Annotated in this window: 14 protein-coding genes; 11 read left to right on the top strand and 3 right to left on the bottom strand. The window is 68.9% G+C overall.

Translation table 11 applies throughout. The features are described 5' to 3' along the window. The first annotated feature begins 29 nt into the window (after positions 1 to 29). Entirely contained in the window at positions 30 to 1088 is a 1059-nt protein-coding gene (locus AB0O65_RS08540; RefSeq protein ID WP_313480457.1) for an LLM class flavin-dependent oxidoreductase, read from the top strand. 66 nt (positions 1089 to 1154) lie between these two features. Further along, complete coding sequence (locus AB0O65_RS08545) at positions 1155 to 2582, top strand: CCA tRNA nucleotidyltransferase (protein ID WP_313480458.1); 1428 nt, start codon at positions 1155 to 1157, stop codon at positions 2580 to 2582. Positions 2583 to 2610: 28 nt separating this feature from the next. Here AB0O65_RS08545 and AB0O65_RS08550 read toward each other — a convergent pair whose 3' ends face one another. Next, positions 2611 to 3645 carry an NAD(P)-dependent alcohol dehydrogenase gene (locus AB0O65_RS08550; RefSeq protein WP_191712415.1) on the bottom strand — a complete coding sequence of 345 codons (1035 nt, stop codon included), beginning with the start codon at positions 3643 to 3645 and terminating at the stop codon, positions 2611 to 2613. 214 nt (positions 3646 to 3859) lie between these two features. Here AB0O65_RS08550 and AB0O65_RS08555 point away from each other — a divergent pair, with 214 nt between their 5' ends. From AB0O65_RS08555 to AB0O65_RS08565, 3 genes are all read left to right on the top strand, one after another. Further along, entirely contained in the window at positions 3860 to 5194 is a 1335-nt protein-coding gene (locus AB0O65_RS08555; protein WP_071641250.1) for a helix-turn-helix domain-containing protein, read from the top strand. 191 nt (positions 5195 to 5385) lie between these two features. Then, positions 5386 to 6933, top strand: a complete 1548-nt coding sequence (locus tag AB0O65_RS08560) for an aldehyde dehydrogenase family protein (protein WP_191712417.1) — start codon at positions 5386 to 5388, stop codon at positions 6931 to 6933. A gap of 71 nt (positions 6934 to 7004) precedes the next feature. Next, positions 7005 to 7400, top strand: coding sequence for a DUF779 domain-containing protein (locus tag AB0O65_RS08565; protein WP_363384129.1), 396 nt, complete (start codon positions 7005 to 7007; stop codon positions 7398 to 7400). A 76-nt stretch (positions 7401 to 7476) separates the two neighbouring features. Here AB0O65_RS08565 and AB0O65_RS08570 read toward each other — a convergent pair whose 3' ends face one another. Next, positions 7477 to 8649, bottom strand: coding sequence for a hypothetical protein (locus AB0O65_RS08570; RefSeq protein WP_363384132.1), 1173 nt, complete (start codon positions 8647 to 8649; stop codon positions 7477 to 7479). A gap of 29 nt (positions 8650 to 8678) precedes the next feature. Between AB0O65_RS08570 and AB0O65_RS08575 the strand changes: the two genes are divergently transcribed. Next, positions 8679 to 9038: a hypothetical protein gene (locus AB0O65_RS08575; RefSeq protein WP_363384135.1), complete on the top strand. Its 360-nt coding sequence runs from the start codon at positions 8679 to 8681 to the stop codon at positions 9036 to 9038. Positions 9039 to 9052: 14 nt separating this feature from the next. Here the strand turns inward: AB0O65_RS08575 and AB0O65_RS08580 are convergent, their stop codons facing one another. Continuing rightward, positions 9053 to 9640: an Lrp/AsnC family transcriptional regulator gene (locus tag AB0O65_RS08580; RefSeq protein ID WP_363384138.1), complete on the bottom strand. Its 588-nt coding sequence runs from the start codon at positions 9638 to 9640 to the stop codon at positions 9053 to 9055. A 149-nt stretch (positions 9641 to 9789) separates the two neighbouring features. Here AB0O65_RS08580 and AB0O65_RS08585 point away from each other — a divergent pair, with 149 nt between their 5' ends. Genes AB0O65_RS08585 through AB0O65_RS08605 form a run of 5 tightly spaced genes read left to right on the top strand, consistent with a single transcriptional unit; the run spans position 9790 to position 14974 of the window. Then, the gene (locus AB0O65_RS08585) at positions 9790 to 11376 is read left to right on the top strand and encodes an ABC transporter substrate-binding protein (protein ID WP_363384141.1); all 1587 of its coding nucleotides are present in this window, start codon (positions 9790 to 9792) and stop codon (positions 11374 to 11376) included. A gap of 14 nt (positions 11377 to 11390) precedes the next feature. After that, the gene (locus tag AB0O65_RS08590; protein WP_363384144.1) at positions 11391 to 12452 is read left to right on the top strand and encodes an ABC transporter permease; all 1062 of its coding nucleotides are present in this window, start codon (positions 11391 to 11393) and stop codon (positions 12450 to 12452) included. Next, complete coding sequence (locus AB0O65_RS08595; protein WP_363384147.1) at positions 12449 to 13354, top strand: ABC transporter permease; 906 nt, start codon at positions 12449 to 12451, stop codon at positions 13352 to 13354. The genes AB0O65_RS08590 and AB0O65_RS08595 overlap by 4 nt, the downstream gene beginning before the upstream one ends. Continuing rightward, entirely contained in the window at positions 13351 to 14145 is a 795-nt protein-coding gene (locus AB0O65_RS08600; RefSeq protein WP_363384150.1) for an ABC transporter ATP-binding protein, read from the top strand. Before AB0O65_RS08595 ends, AB0O65_RS08600 begins: the two co-directional genes overlap by 4 nt. Further along, on the top strand, positions 14135 to 14974 hold the full coding sequence (locus AB0O65_RS08605; RefSeq protein WP_363384153.1) for an ABC transporter ATP-binding protein: 840 nt from the start codon (positions 14135 to 14137) through the stop codon (positions 14972 to 14974). Before AB0O65_RS08600 ends, AB0O65_RS08605 begins: the two co-directional genes overlap by 11 nt. Positions 14975 to 15007 lie beyond the last annotated feature (33 nt).

Genomic DNA, 15007 nt, shown 5'->3' on the forward strand with positions numbered 1-15007 from the left:
CCGCCTTCTTTCATGCGTTTGCATACGACATGAAGGCATTCGGCTTCCTCTCCTTCGGGCACTACGCAGACGTGCCCGGCTCCCTGACCCGCACCGCCGGCGACATGCTGCGCCAGACGGTCGAGATCGCCGAGGGCGCCGACGAGATCGGCGTCAACGGCGCGTACGTGCGCGTGCACCACTGGGCGCGCCAGGCCGCGTCGCCCATGCCGCTGTTGTCGGCCATGGCCGCGCGGACGAAGCGCATCGAGGTGGGCACGGGCGTGATCGACATGCGCTACGAGAACCCGTTCCAGTTCGCCGAGGAGGCTGCCGCGCTCGACCTCATCGCCGACGGCCGCATCGCCCTCGGTGTGAGCCGCGGGTCACCCGAGACGGCACTGCGCGGTTACGAGACCTTCGGCTTCCGCGATGAGGAGGACACCGAGCGCGGCAGCGTGCTGGCGCGGGAGAAGTTCGACCTCTTCCTCAAGGTGATCGACGGCGAGCGCATCGCTCCGGGCGACCCGCGCATGGTCGGAGCAGGTCACTACCTCGCCATCGAGCCGCAGTCGCCCACCCTGCGGGAGCACATCTGGTGGGGCGCCGGCTCGCGGGCGACGGCCGAGGCCACCGGGCGGATGGGCCTGAACATGATGAGCTCGACCCTGCTCACCGAGGCGACCGGCCAGCCGTTCCACGAGCTGCAGCGCGAGCAGATCGACCTGTTCCGTGCCGCATACCGGGATGCCGGCCACACCGGCGCACCACGGGTGTCGGTGAGCCGCAGCGTGTTCCCGCTGGTCAGCGACCGCGACCGGGCGTACTTCGGTCTGCGCTCCCGCGAGAACAGCGACCAGGTCGGCATCATCGACGGCTACCGCTCCACGTTCGGCAAGACGTACGCGGCCGAGCCCGACGAGCTGATCGAGCAGCTGAAGGCCGACGAGGCCGTGATGGCGGCGGACACGCTCATGCTCACCATCCCGAATCAGCTCGGCCCGGAGTACAACCTGCACGTGCTGCAGGCCTTCGCCGAGCACGTCGCCCCCGCGCTGGGCTGGAAGCCGAACACCGAGGGGCCGGTGCAGGGCGACCCGATTCGCTGACCGCCGTCTGCGTCTCGGGCGCGTGCGGAACCGGTGAGCGCGCGCGGCGCCGGTACCCTTGAATCCATGCTCAATATGGCCGAGGGCCTGTCCCGACTCGGCGCGCTCGCCGCGAACCCCGTCGTCAGCACCCTCGCGACCGCCTTCGCGGATGCGGGCTTCGACCTCGCCGTCGTCGGCGGTCCGGTGCGCGACGCGCTGCTCGGCCGCGAGACGCACGACCTCGACTTCACGACGAACGCACGCCCCGACGACATCCTCCGGATCGTCACCCCGATCTCCAGCACCCAGTGGGACATCGGCCGCGCCTTCGGCACCATCGGCGCGCGGGTACAGGGCGAGCAGGTCGAGATCACCACGTACCGTGCCGACAGCTACGACGGCGTCACCCGCAAGCCGGTCGTCGAGTTCGGCGACACCATCGACGGAGACCTGCTGCGGCGCGACTTCACCGTCAACGCCATGGCGCTGCAGGTTCCGGCGGTCAAGCTGATCGATCCGACGAGCGGTGTCGAGGACCTCGTCTCTGGCATCCTGCGCACGCCGATCGACCCGGCGATCAGCTTCGGCGACGACCCGCTGCGGATGCTGCGGGCGGCGCGCTTCAGCGCCCAGCTCGGCTTCACGATCGAGGATGCCACCTTCGCCGCCGTCGAGAAGCTGCGCGAGACGCTGACGATCGTCAGCCCCGAGCGCGTGCAGGGCGAACTCGTGCGGCTCATGCAGACCGACGACCCGGTCCGCGGCATCCGTGTGCTGGTCGAGAGCGGACTGATCGAGGAGTTCCTGCCCGAGGTGAGTGCGCTGCGACTCGAGGTCGACGAGCACCACCACCACAAGGACGTCTACGAGCACTCGCTGACCGTGGTGCGTCAGGCGATCGAGCTCGAGAAGTCCCGTAACCCGGGCGCCGCAGCCGACGTGCCGCTGCGCCTGGCCGCTCTGCTGCACGACATCGGCAAGCCGCGCACCCGCAAGCTCGAGAACGGCGGAGGGGTCACCTTCCACCATCACGACGTGGTCGGTGCGCGCATGGCGCGAAAGCGCCTGCAGGCCCTGCGCTTCGACAGCGCCACGACCGATGCGGTCGCCAAGCTGATCGAGCTGCACCTGCGCTTCTTCGGCTACGCCGAGGGCGCCTGGACCGATTCCGCCGTGCGGCGATACGTCCGCGACGCCGGCGACGTCGTCGAGCGCCTGCACATCCTCGTGCGCGCCGACGTGACCACCCGCAACCGGCGCAAGGCCGCTCGCCTGGCCTCCGCCTACGACGACATCGAGCGGCGCATCGTCGAGCTGCGCGAGCAGGAGGAGCTCGACAGCATCCGTCCCGAGCTCGACGGCAACCAGATCCAGCAGATCCTGGGCATCACCCCGGGGCGCGAGGTCGGCGAGGCGTACCGCTTCCTGCTCGAGGTGCGGCTGGATGAGGGTGTGATCGGCCCGGATGCCGCGGAGCAGCGTCTGCGCGAATGGTGGGCCGCGCGCGGCTGAGCTGCGCGGCATCCGGACCGCACGGGTGTCAGGGCACGACCACCGCGCGACCCTGCACCTTGCCGTCGTGCAGTCGCGTGTACGCGTCCACGGCCTGCTCCATCGAGTAGCGCTCGACGTGCACGCCCACCGAACCGGTCTGCGCGAGGGACAGCACCTCCATCAGCTCGCTGCGCGTGCCCCAGTACGGGGCCCGCACCGACGCGCCGAAGGGGGTGGAGAAGAACCCGGTGGGCAGCAGCCCGCCACCGATCCCGACGATCTGGATGTCGCCGTCGACGGCGACGACCTGGCGCGCGATGTCGAGAGTCGGCTGCACGCCGGTGAAGTCGAACACCGCCTCGGCGCCTCGCCCGTTCGTGAGCCGCCGGATCTCGTCGACGGCCGAGTCGTCGGACATCAGGGCGTGATGGGCTCCGACGTCGCGAGCCAGCGCCAGCTTCTCGTCGGCGATGTCGAGGGCGATGACGGTCGCCGAGGTGACCGCGCGCAGCACTTGGATGCCCACGTGTCCCAGACCGCCGGTGCCGATGACCACGGCGGTCGTGCCGGCGACGAGCTTGTCCTTCGACGACATGATCGCGTGGTACGGGGTGAGCCCCGCGTCGGTCAGCGACACGGTCTCGACCGGGTCCATGTCGCCGATCGGAACGAGATGGCGGGCATCGTCGATGATCACGTACTCGGCCATCGCGCCAGGGGAGCCGAGCCCGGGAGGCTGGATGCCGAGCTCCGCAGCTCGCGTGCAGTAGTTCTCTGCGCCGCGCGCGCAGGCGTGACATTGCCCGCATCCCCACGGTCCGTAGATGGCATAGGAGGCGCCGAGCTCGATGCCCTCCACGCCGTCGCCGAGCTTGTCCGCGATGCCGACCCCCTCGTGCCCTAGCGTGAGCGGCAGACCGTAGATGTACTGCTCGGCCGGCAGGCCCATCACGAACCAGTCGGAATGGCAGAGGCCCGCGGCCGTGACCTTGATGCGTATCTGACCCGGACCGGGCTCGGGAGTCTCGATCTCGACCAGCTCTGGTCCCTGTCCGATCGTGCGGTACTGGATGGCCTTCATCGTGCTACCCCTTCGCGTGAGACCACGGCGGCGATCGCGACCGTGTGCGTCTTCAGCATCCCCTATCGGCGGGCCCGCCGGAACCCCGGCCGGCCGGGAATATCCCTGTGTGCGAGCCGGGTCCGATGGTGCACGCGCGGCGCGAACCGAGGGGTGTGATCGCCGGGCATCCGATCTACACTGGGCAGACCCGTCAGCGCTGATCGGAGCGTCCATGCCGTCACCGTGGTCGTCATCGCGCGATGCCTTCCCTGAGGTCTCGCGACTTCTGATCGAGCGCGCGCACGAGGAGCTCGTCGCCGGCAACCTCGATGACACCCGCCTGCAGCAGGTGCGACCGCTGGTGCGCGCCTCATGGGAGCGCGCCTGGCAGAGCCGCGTGGGCGCCGAGGGCCGGCCGCCCCTGGAACTCGGGCAGGAGACGCTGGAAGCGTATCGTTCCGGGCATCCGCTCGCCTCGGTGATGGATCTCATCCGCTCGCTGCTGCTGCCAGGCAGCGCGGAGGACTCCGGCGTCGTCGTCGCCGTCGGCGATCACGCCGGGCGCCTGCTGTGGGTGGAGGGAGATCTGCGCCAGCGCCTGCTGTCGGGCGAGATGGGATTCGTCGAGGGCGCCAACTGGTCGGAGCAGATGGTCGGCACCTCGGCCCCTGGCACCGCCCTCGCCCTCGGCGAGTCGGTGCAGATCCACCACGCCGAGCACTACAACCGCCTCGTGCAGCCCTGGTCGTGCACGGCCGCGCCCGTGTTCGACCCCGAGACGCGGCGCGTCCTCGGTGTGATCGACGTCACGGGTGGGGCGGAGGCGGTCACGCCGCAGGCGCGGATGCTGGTGGATGCCACGGCTCGAGCCGTCGAATCCGAACTGCTCGTCGCCCGGCTGCGGGCGCGCAGCGGGGCGGGGCGCAGCGGGGCGGGGCGATCGTCCGGGCGAGTGCGTCGCTCCACCGGGCGCGCCCGGCTGCAGGTGCTGGCCCGCGATCGCGCGCGGCTCGAGCTGATGGCCGATGACGGCGAGACGGTCGTGGAGCTCAGCGCGCGGCACGCCGAGATCCTGCTCATGCTGGCCGTGCACCGCCACGGGCTCTCGGCTGAACGGCTCACCGAGCTCGTCTACGGCGACTCCGCGACGGCCGACACGCTGCGGCCGGAGATGGTGCGGCTGCGCAAGATCCTCGAGCGCGTCTCACCCGATCTCGTGCCCCAGTCACGCCCCTACCGGCTCACGGCACCGCTCGAGACCGACGCGCAGAACGTGCTCTCGCTCCTCGACCGAGGGGCGCACCGGGTGGCCCTGAGTGCCTACACCGGCGCGGTGCTGCCCGAATCGACGGCTCCCGGCGTCGAGGAGTTCCGCGACACCGTGCGCGCGGCGCTGCACGAGGCGATGGTCACCGAGGCCAGCCTCGACGTGCTCCTCGCCTACGGGGAGATCCCCGAGGGGCAGAACGACGCCGAGGCGCTGCGGCTGTGCCTCGAGATGCTGCCGGCCCGCTCGCCGCGACGTGCAGGCCTGGTCGCGCGGATCGAGCGTCTCGACGCCGGGTGACCCACATCCGTTCGAATCGCTCACCTTGTCGCTGCCGGTCGCCCGTTCCGGCCATTTGAGCGATTCGAAAGCCGGAAGGGTCCGCCGCAACCGACTGCAACGTTGCGCACCCGGGTGCAACGTCCGGCGACCTACCTTCGTATCCAACAGCCGCGCAGCATCGAGGCCGCGGCCCGTCGAAGGAGTCACCGATGACCATCGTCGAAGAAGACGTGTCCACCGCCTACGCCGCCCCCGGCCAGCCCGGCGCGGTCGCGAACTACCGTGCCCGCTACGGCCACTACATCGGCGGCGAGTTCGTCGAACCGGCCAAGGGCCAGTACTTCGAGAACATCAGCCCCGTCAACGGCAAGCCGTTCACCGAGGTCGCCCGCGGCACGGCGGAAGACGTCGACCGCGCGGTGGATGTCGCCTGGAAGGCGTTCGAGTCGTGGAGGCGCACCTCGCCCGCCGAGCGCTCCGTGATCCTCAACAGGATCGCCGACCGCATCGAGGAGAACCTCGAGATGATCGCGGTCGCCGAGACGTGGGAGAACGGCAAGCCGGTGCGTGAGACGCTCGCCGCCGACATCCCGCTCGCGATCGACCACTTCCGCTACTTCGCGGGCGTGCTGCGTGGGCAGGAGGGCGGCATCAGCCAGCTCGACGAGAACACCGTCGCGTACCATTTCCACGAGCCGCTGGGAGTCGTCGGCCAGATCATCCCGTGGAACTTCCCGATCCTCATGGCCACGTGGAAGCTCGCCCCCGCTCTCGCCGCCGGCAACTGCGTGGTCATCAAGCCGGCCGAGCAGACTCCGGCGTCGCTGCTGTTCCTGTTCGAGATCATCGGCGATCTGCTGCCCGCAGGTGTCGTGAACATCGTCAACGGGTTCGGCATCGAGGCCGGCGCACCGCTCGCTCAGCACAAGCGCATCCGCAAGGTCGCGTTCACCGGTGAGACCACGACGGGCCGGCTGATCATGCAGTACGCGTCGCAGAACCTCATCCCCGTCACCCTCGAGCTCGGCGGCAAGTCGCCGAACGTCTTCTTCGAGGATGTCGCCCGCGCCGAAGACCCGTACTACGACAAGGCGCTCGAGGGATTCACGATGTTCGCGCTCAATCAGGGCGAGGTCTGCACGTGCCCGTCGCGCGCCCTCATCCAGCGTTCGATCTACGACGGGTTCCTCGCCGACGGACTGGAGCGCGTCGGCAAGGTCGTGCAGGGCAACCCGCTCGACCCCGCCACGATGATCGGCGCCCAGGCGTCGAACGACCAGCTCGAGAAGATCCTCAGCTACATCGACATCGGAAAGCAGGGCGGCGCGAAGTTGCTCACCGGTGGTGAGCGAGTCGACCTCGGGGGCGACCTCAGCGAGGGCTTCTACGTCGCACCGACGGTCTTCGAGGGCACGAACGACATGCGCATCTTCCAGGAGGAGATCTTCGGTCCGGTGCTGTCGGTCACGAGCTTCAGCGACTTCGACGACGCGATCTCGATCGCCAACGACACGCTGTACGGCCTGGGCGCCGGCGTCTGGAGCCGCAGCGGAGACACCGCGTACCGCGCCGGACGCGCCATCGAGGCGGGTCGCGTGTGGACGAACACGTACCACCAGTACCCGGCGCACGCCGCGTTCGGCGGGTACAAGCAGTCGGGCGTCGGTCGCGAGAACCACAAGATGATGCTCGATCACTACCAGCAGACCAAGAACCTGCTCGTGTCGTACGCGGAAGGGCCGATGGGCTTCTTCTGATCGGCATCCAGGGTCTCGGGCGGCGTCGCGTGACGTCCGCCCGAGACCGACGGATTCGAGAGGAGCGGATGATGGTGAGTATCGGCAGATACCAACGGGTGGATGTCTCGGATGCGGCCGCCGAGCTGCTGCGTGAGCTGACGACGCAGCACGGACCCCTGATGTTCCATCAGTCGGGCGGATGCTGCGACGGCTCGTCACCCATGTGCTACCCGGTCGGCATGTTCATCACCGGCCCCAGCGACGTGCTGCTGGGCCGGCTCGAGGTCGACGGTCTCGACCCGATCGAGGTGTTCATGTCGGAGTCGCAGTTCGAGTACTGGAAGTACACGCACCTGACCATCGACGTCGTCCCCGGTCGTGGTGCCGGGTTCAGCGTCGAGGGCCCGACGGGCATGCGGTTCCTGATCCGATCCCGGATGCTGAACGACGCCGAGCTGGAGTACTTCGGGCTCGCCCCGGCGTAGGCATCCGGCCTCGGGTGGGCCCATATGGTCGCGTCGTGCGCGGGGAGGCGACCCTTCGGGACGCGCGCGCCCTGGGTCAGCGGAAGAAGACGAACGACAGCAGACCGATAAAGTGCGGCAGCAGCGTCACGCCGAACACGAAGATGATGATCACGAGCGTCACCCAGGAGAAGCCCTTGCGCAGGCGTCGGCCCTGCGGCGCGACGCCTGCGGGCGGCCGCAGCATCCCGGCGGGCGGGGCGAAGGGAAGCACGGCGGGCGGGCCGGGGGGCGATGGCAGGCGGGTGGCCGGATGCTGTGCTGCGGAGTGCTGCGCGGATCGCAGCCGGTCATCCCGCCAGCGCGCCCACTGGTCGAATTTGCCGAGCAGTGCGCCGACCGTGCCGAACAGCCACGCCCAAGTGCTCACGTCGGTGGTCGACACCGGCCGGCGCAAGTACAGGAACAGCCAGTCATCGACGATCTCGACGTCGAGCTGCGCGGCGTGGTCGATGAATCTCGCCATGATGTCGGGGGTGAACAGGTAGAGCGCGTCGGCCTCGTACCCGCTCGGGCAGTACAGCGTGAAGTGCTGGTCGAAGTCGCCCTCGAGCGAGAGCCGCTGGTCCTTCGAGAACGTCGCCGGCAGGTTCGACCCGAGCGAGTTGTTGCCCAGCGCGTCGAGCACGATGTTGGGCAGCGGCACGTCGAGCTTCACGGCGACATACCCCCAGCTGTGGGTGGTCTTGCTCTTCCCCGACCCGGTCGTGTAGCGGTAGTTGCCGAACTCGACGAAGCGCGGCTCCTGCCCGCGGACGAGCTGAGACGCCATTCGCGAGTTGCCGAGGTGGAAGATCATGCCCGGCAGCGGCGGGTCGCTGACGAACGGACGGAACGCCATGCCGTTCGCCTGCGCGAACCTGGCTATCCGGTAGGTGCTCTCGCGTGTGCGGCGGCGAGAGATCACGAGAAGGGGGATGGTGGTTGCGGCGATCACGAACGGGATCAGCGCCGGCAGCGAGAACAGCGCCCCGAACCCGGCGTCCCCGGAGGCGATGCCTGCGATCAGCCCGAACAGGGTGACGCCGATGGTCGGCAGGAACACCATGCCGAAGACGACCGCGACGATCACGCCGATGACGATCTGGGCACCCGGCGTCGGGTTCTGCGCCTTGACCGTCCGCCAGAACGCGCTCACAGCACGGGCGTCGACCGGTTCAGTGAGGGGGCGCGTCTCGAACGGGTGCTGCGGGGGCGGCGCCGGCATCATGGGTCAACGGTACCTGCCATGATCGATGGGTGACTCAGACCCGAACCCTCCCCAGTATCAACGGCCGCACGTTCAAGATGGTGTCGTCGACGACGTCCGTCGTCAACCACGACGCCCCGAGCGTCTTCCACTATTTCGAGCAGGACGGTGTGATCTGGGGCGACTACACCGGTGACACGGTCACGATCGGCCGCTTCGTGGGAACCCGCACCGGCGACACCATCTGGGTGTCGTTCGTGCACGTGCTGGCCGCTACGGGCGAGGTCGTGACCGGCGACGGCGAGAGCGAGATCGAGATGGACGACGACGGGATGCTGCGCCTGGTCGAGCATTACGAGATGCACGGCGCCGCGCAGCTCAGCGTGTGCGTCGAGACCGCCTCTGCCTGACCCGGTCGTCGCGGTCACCGCGGCGGCAGGGCGCCTCTTCCCGCCGTCGCCGGCGTCCACTGCGTCATGCCCAGCGGAACATCGAGGCTGCGCTCGGGTAGGTCGGGGGGAAGCACGAACGGCCGACGTATCACCTCGTCGAGTACGACGACGCTGACCACCGTGCGCACTTCGGGAAGCTGAGCGATCACGCCGGTCGAGAACTCGTGCACACCGCTGACGTCCGTCGCGCGGATCAGCAGCATGGCGTCGTGCTCTCCGGTCGTCACGGCGCAGTACTCGATGTCGGGCATCTCGGCGATCTGCGCCCGGAATGACGCCCATGCCTGCGGATACACCGTGACGAAGATCAACGCCCCGATCGAGAGTCCCGCCTTGGCGGGGTCGACCCGCGCGCTGAAGCCCGTGATGACACCGTCCGACACCAGCCCCTCCACTCGGGTGTACGCGTTGGCTCGCGAGATGCCGACTTTCTCGGCCAGCGCGGCGATCGAGATGCGCCCGTTCTCGCGAAGAAGATCGAGGATCCGATACGAGACCGGATCGAGGGCAGCGGCACTTCGTCCAGAATCCCGGGTGCCTTCAGCGTCAGTGCTGGACATTCTGCATCCTAATCTTCATCGTCCGGACAGGCTTTGTCTTCATGACGCAATGTCATTGGACAAATCGTCGCACACCATGGGAATCTGATCACGGTCGTCCACCATTGGATGCCCAGGACTCCCGATCCACCCCGCCAATGGAGGTACCCATGCTGTCGACGCTGCGCACGCCGGCGATCGCCCTCGGAGCGATCGCGCTCCTCGCCCTGACCGGATGCTCGGGAGGAAACTCTGCGAACAACGACGGCGGGGCGAAGTCCGGTGGTTCCCTGGTCATCGACACCGCGTTCTCGGTCGAGACCGCCGACCCCGGGCACACCTACGACCCGACCGGCAACATGCTCGCCAAGGCGATGTACGAGACGCTCGTCGACTTCAAGGGCTCGGACGTCTCGACCCCGATCCCCGGGCTCGCCTCGTGGGAGGCCAACGACTCCGCCACCGAGTTCACCTTCACGCTCGAAGACGCCCGCGTCTTCTCGGACGGCACCCCGATCGAGGCGAAGGACGTCGTCTTCTCGCTGCAGCGTATCCAGGGCATGGCCGACGCCAAGCCGAACTTCCTCCTCTCCGGCGTCACCATCACGGAGGTCGACGAGAAGACGATCCTCTTCACCACCGAGACGCCCCTGCTGCAGCTGCCGGCCATCCTCGCCAATCCCGCTCTCGGCATCGTCAACGCCGACGTGGTGATGAAGAACGGCGGCAGCACCGACGGCTCCGACTCCGCGCAGAAGTACTTCGACGGTGCCTCCGCAGGCTCCGGCCCCTTCGTGCTCGACACCCTCGACCTCAGCTCGCAGATCGTGCTGAAGAAGAACGACGAGTACAACGGCGACGAGAAGCCGGCCTACGACCGCGTCGTCATCCGCAACGTCTCCGAGAGCGCCACCCAGCTCGCCAACCTCAAGGGCGGCGATTCGATGGTCGCCATGGATCTCAACGGCGACCAGGTCAGCGGTCTCGGTGACGGCCTCAACGTCGACTCGGTGCCGTCCGGGCAGACCATCTTCCTGCTGCTGAACCAGTCGACCGGCGTCGCCGGCGACCTGGCCAACGTGAAGCTCGCCGAAGGCATCAGGTACGCACTCGACTACCCGGCTCTGCTCGAGCTCGCCGGCGCCGGTGCCGAGCAGGCCACCGGCGTGATCCCGCCCGGATTCGAAGGCGCCCTCGACAAGGGCGTCACCCAGGACCTCGGCAAGGCGAAGGCGGCCTTCGACGCCGCCGGCTACACCGGTCAGACGCTGAAGCTGCAGTTCCCGAACGACTACCCCGTCGGCGGGGTGGAGTTCACGCCGCTCGCCGAGCGCATCCAGGCGCAGCTGAAGGACGCCGGCGTCACGGTCGAGCTCGCCCCCGCTCCGTTCGCCACCGAGCTCGACGCGTACGTGAACGGCACCGAGGGCTTCGGCCTCTGGTTCTGGGGCCCCGACTACGCCGACTCCGCCAACTTCCTGCCCTTCGGACCTGGTCTGAAGGTCGGTCTGCGTGCGGGCTGGGAGCAGTCGGCCAACCCCGAGATCGCCGCCATCGCCGCGGATGCCGCCAGCGCGACCGACCCCGATGCGCGCACCGCCGCGTTCACGGAGTTCGCTGAGACGATGCAGGCGAGCGGCCCGTTCGTGCCTCTGATCGTGCCCGGCCGCAACATCGCCACCTCTGACAAGGTCGACGGCGCTGTCTACAACTCCGTGTGGGAGATGGACATCGCCGAGATCACGCCCGCCGGCTGAACGGAACGACCGTGATGACCACAGTGGCTGTGCAGACACAGGCGCGGCGCAAGAAGTCGCCTCTGGCGGGGTACCTGCTGCGCCGGGCCGGCACCTCGGTGCTGCTGCTGATCGGCGTCACGGTCGTGACGTTCCTCCTCACCAACCTGGTGCCCGGAGACCCCGTCTCCGCGGCACTGGGTGAGGGGGCCTCTCAGAACCCCGCGACGCGCGAAGCCTTCATCAAGGCGCAGGGACTCGACCAGCCCCTGTTCGTGCAGTACTTCATCTACATGGGCAAGCTGCTGCGCGGCGACCTCGGCACCTCCCTCGTCACCGGGCAGCCCGTGACCGCGGATCTCGCCACTGCCGTGCCCGCCACGATCGAGATCGCGCTGTGCGCGATCGTCCTGAGCCTCGCGGTCAGCCTCGTGCTCGGCACGCTCGCCGCGTACCGGCGCGGCATGGTCACAGACCAGATCGTGCGTGTGGTCACCCTGATCGGGCTCAGCGTGCCGACCTTCTGGCTGGCGCTCGTGAGCTTCTACGTGTTCTTCCTCAACCTGCGCATCGCCCCGGGGTCCGGTCGCGTCTCGCCGTCGATCATCCCGCCGCCCCGGGTGACCGGGCTGTACACGATCGACTATCTGCTGAACGGCGACGGCGTGGGCTGGGCCGACGCCATGGCGCACCTGGCGCTGCCGGTGATGGTGCTGTCACTGGTGACGATCGGTCTGCTGACCCGGTTCATCCGCACGTCTGTGCTCGAGGTGCTCGACAGCGACTATGTCCGGGCGGCTCGCGCGAAGGGCCTGCCGGCCATGCGCGTGGTGCTCGACTACGTGCTGCGTGGAGCGGCTCTGCCGGTGCTGACCGTGGTCGGCGTCGCCTTCGGCTCACTGCTCTCGGGCACCGTGCTCGTCGAGTCGGTGTTCGCCTGGCCGGGCCTCGGCACGTACGCCTACAACTCGGCGGCCAACCTCGACCTGCCAGGGATCATGGGCGTCGGCCTCATCGTCGGCGTCATCTACCTGGTCATCAACTTCATCGTCGACCTGCTGTACGGCGTACTCGACCCGAGAGTGAGGATCGCATGAGCTCTCGCGCACCCCGCATGCCCGGGCGGCTCAGGCTGCGCTGGCCGCGTGCCTGGCGCACCCCCCTGGGCGTCATCGGCACCGTCGTCGCCGCCGCGTGGATCCTCGTCGCCTTCACCGCGCAGTGGTGGGTGCCGTTCGAGCCGAACGCGCAGGTTCTGCCGCGCCTGCAGACCCCCGGCGTCGACACGCTGCTGGGCACCGACGGCAACGGGCGCGACATCTTCTCGCGCCTCATGACCGGCGCCACCGTCACCATCCCGCTGGCGCTCACCCTCGTCGTCGCCGCCCTCGTCATCGGCGCCGTGATCGGCGCGCTCGCGGGGTACTTCGGCGGATGGGTCGACGAGACGCTCATGCGCATCACCGACCTGTTCATGGCGTTCCCGACCGTGATCCTCGCGATGGTCGTCGCCGCGTCGCTCGGCCCGTCACTGTTCAACGCGGTGATCGCCGCGGTGGTCGTGTCATGGCCGCAGTACTCGCGCGTCACTCGCAGCATCGTGCTGTCGCTGCGCAACCAGAACTACGTGATCGCCGGTCGCCTCCTCGGCCACTCGCCGGCACGCACGCTCGTGGTCGACATCCTCCCCAACGTCGCCGGCCCGCTGCTGGTGCTCGCGACGCTCGACATCGGTGCGGCGATCCTGCTGCTGTCGGGTCTGTCATTCCTCGGTCTGGGCGCGCAGCCGCCCACGGCCGAATGGGGATCGATGATCTCGGCCGCGATGCAGAACTTCGACGCGTGGTGGCTCGGAGTCTTCCCCGGCCTCGCCATCCTCACGGTCGTGCTCGCGTTCAACTTCCTCGGCGACGCGCTGCGCGACATCCTCGACCCGACCGCCGAGGTGACGCACGAGAAGCAGACCGAACTGGTCGCATCGAGCGGAGGCGGCGCATGAGCATCCTCGACATCCGCGACCTCACGGTCGACATCGGACGCCCTCTCGTGAAGGGCCTCTCGGTGCAGCTCGACGCCGGGCGCATCCACGGGCTCGCCGGAGAATCCGGGTCGGGCAAGACGCTGACCGCCATGGCCGTGCTGGGCCTGCTTCCGCGTCACGCACGGACCGGCGGCTCCATCCGGCTGGGCGACACCGAACTGCTCAGCCTGGGCCGGCGCGCGATGAACCGCATCCGCGGTCGGCGCATCGCCATGGTGTTCCAGGACCCTTCGTCTTCGCTGCACCCGCAGATACCGGTCGGGCGTCAGCTGACCGACCACATGCGCGTGCACCTCGGGCTGCGCGCCGCGGCCGCCCGCCAGCGCGCCGTCGAGCTGCTCGAACGCGTGCAGGTGCCGAACCCGGAAGATGCGCTGCGCCGCTACCCGCACCAGTTCTCGGGCGGTCAGCGGCAGCGCATCGCGATCGCGTGCGCTCTCGCGTGCGATCCCGAGGTGCTGCTCGCCGACGAGCCGACGACAGCGCTCGACGTGACCGTGCAGGCCGGCATCCTCACGCTGCTGCGAGAACTGGCAGACGAGCGGCAGATCGCCGTCCTGCTCGTCACGCACGACCTCGGGGTGATGAGCGCGATCGCCGACGTCGTCACCGTGATGAAGGACGGCAGGGTCGTCGAGCACGCCGATCGAGAGACGCTGTTCCGCGACCCGCAGCACGAGTACACCAGGCAGCTGCTCGCCGCCCTGCCGGGTTCACGCATCGAAGGAGTCGACGATCATGGCGCATGAGACCGTCCTCGACGCTCAGGGCATCGTCGTCCGCTACCCCGGCAACCCGCCCGTCGTCGCGGTCGACGACGTGTCGCTTCAGGTGCATGCCGGTGAGACCGTCGCTCTCGTCGGAGAATCCGGCAGCGGCAAGTCGAGCCTCGCCCGCGCCGCCGTCGGCATCGAGAAGCTCGCGGGCGGCACGGCCCGCTTCCTCGACGGCGAGGTGACGCCGCTGCGGGTGCGCCGGCGCCCGAAGCACCTCACCGGCATCCAGATGGTGTTCCAGGATCCATCGACCTCGCTCAACCCCCGTCGCCGGATCGGCGACCAGGTCGCCGACGGCATCGCCACCGCGCGAGCGCGCGGTGCGGAGGGCTCGACGGTCGAGGAGTGGCTCGAGAAGGTCGGTCTGCCCACAGCATCCGTCTCGAAGTTCCCCCACCAGTTCTCGGGCGGTCAGAAGCAGCGCATCGCGATCGCGCGGGCGCTCGCCGCTCGCCCGCAGCTGCTCGTCGCCGACGAGCCGATCTCGGCTCTCGACGCGTCGACACAGACCAGCGTGGCCGCGCTCATGCGCGATCTCGTCAAAGAGGCGGGTGCCGGGATGCTGTTCATCTCGCACGACCTCGCCGTCGTGCAGCGCATCGCCGACCGGACGTTCGTGATGTTCGGCGGCCGCGTGCTCGAATCCGGGCCGACCGCGCAGCTCTGGGCCGACCCGCAGCACCCGTACACGCAGGCGCTGCTCGCGGCGATCCCCGAGCCCGACGGCGCAGGCCGCATCCCGGCGGCACCGTCCGCCGCCGAGCGGGCGATATGGGCCGACGTGCCCGCCATCCAGCGCTGACGACGTCACCCGCTGTTCACCGGGCGGACCGAC

The organism is Microbacterium sp. NPDC077391, assembly GCF_040686955.1.
Taxonomy (GTDB): domain Bacteria; phylum Actinomycetota; class Actinomycetes; order Actinomycetales; family Microbacteriaceae; genus Microbacterium; species Microbacterium commune.

Coding starts and splice junctions, on each gene's coding strand:
- AB0O65_RS08540 (WP_313480457.1), top strand. CDS start 30: ATGAAGGCATTCGGCTTCCTCTCCTTCGGGCACTACGCAGACGTGCCC.
- AB0O65_RS08545 (WP_313480458.1), top strand. CDS start 1,155: ATGCTCAATATGGCCGAGGGCCTGTCCCGACTCGGCGCGCTCGCCGCG.
- AB0O65_RS08550 (WP_191712415.1), bottom strand. CDS start 3,645: ATGAAGGCCATCCAGTACCGCACGATCGGACAGGGACCAGAGCTGGTC.
- AB0O65_RS08555 (WP_071641250.1), top strand. CDS start 3,860: ATGCCGTCACCGTGGTCGTCATCGCGCGATGCCTTCCCTGAGGTCTCG.
- AB0O65_RS08580 (WP_363384138.1), bottom strand. CDS start 9,640: ATGTCCAGCACTGACGCTGAAGGCACCCGGGATTCTGGACGAAGTGCC.
- AB0O65_RS08595 (WP_363384147.1), top strand. CDS start 12,449: ATGAGCTCTCGCGCACCCCGCATGCCCGGGCGGCTCAGGCTGCGCTGG.
- AB0O65_RS08560 (WP_191712417.1), top strand. CDS start 5,386: ATGACCATCGTCGAAGAAGACGTGTCCACCGCCTACGCCGCCCCCGGC.
- AB0O65_RS08590 (WP_363384144.1), top strand. CDS start 11,391: ATGACCACAGTGGCTGTGCAGACACAGGCGCGGCGCAAGAAGTCGCCT.
- AB0O65_RS08605 (WP_363384153.1), top strand. CDS start 14,135: ATGGCGCATGAGACCGTCCTCGACGCTCAGGGCATCGTCGTCCGCTAC.
- AB0O65_RS08570 (WP_363384132.1), bottom strand. CDS start 8,649: ATGATGCCGGCGCCGCCCCCGCAGCACCCGTTCGAGACGCGCCCCCTC.
- AB0O65_RS08565 (WP_363384129.1), top strand. CDS start 7,005: ATGGTGAGTATCGGCAGATACCAACGGGTGGATGTCTCGGATGCGGCC.
- AB0O65_RS08585 (WP_363384141.1), top strand. CDS start 9,790: ATGCTGTCGACGCTGCGCACGCCGGCGATCGCCCTCGGAGCGATCGCG.
- AB0O65_RS08600 (WP_363384150.1), top strand. CDS start 13,351: ATGAGCATCCTCGACATCCGCGACCTCACGGTCGACATCGGACGCCCT.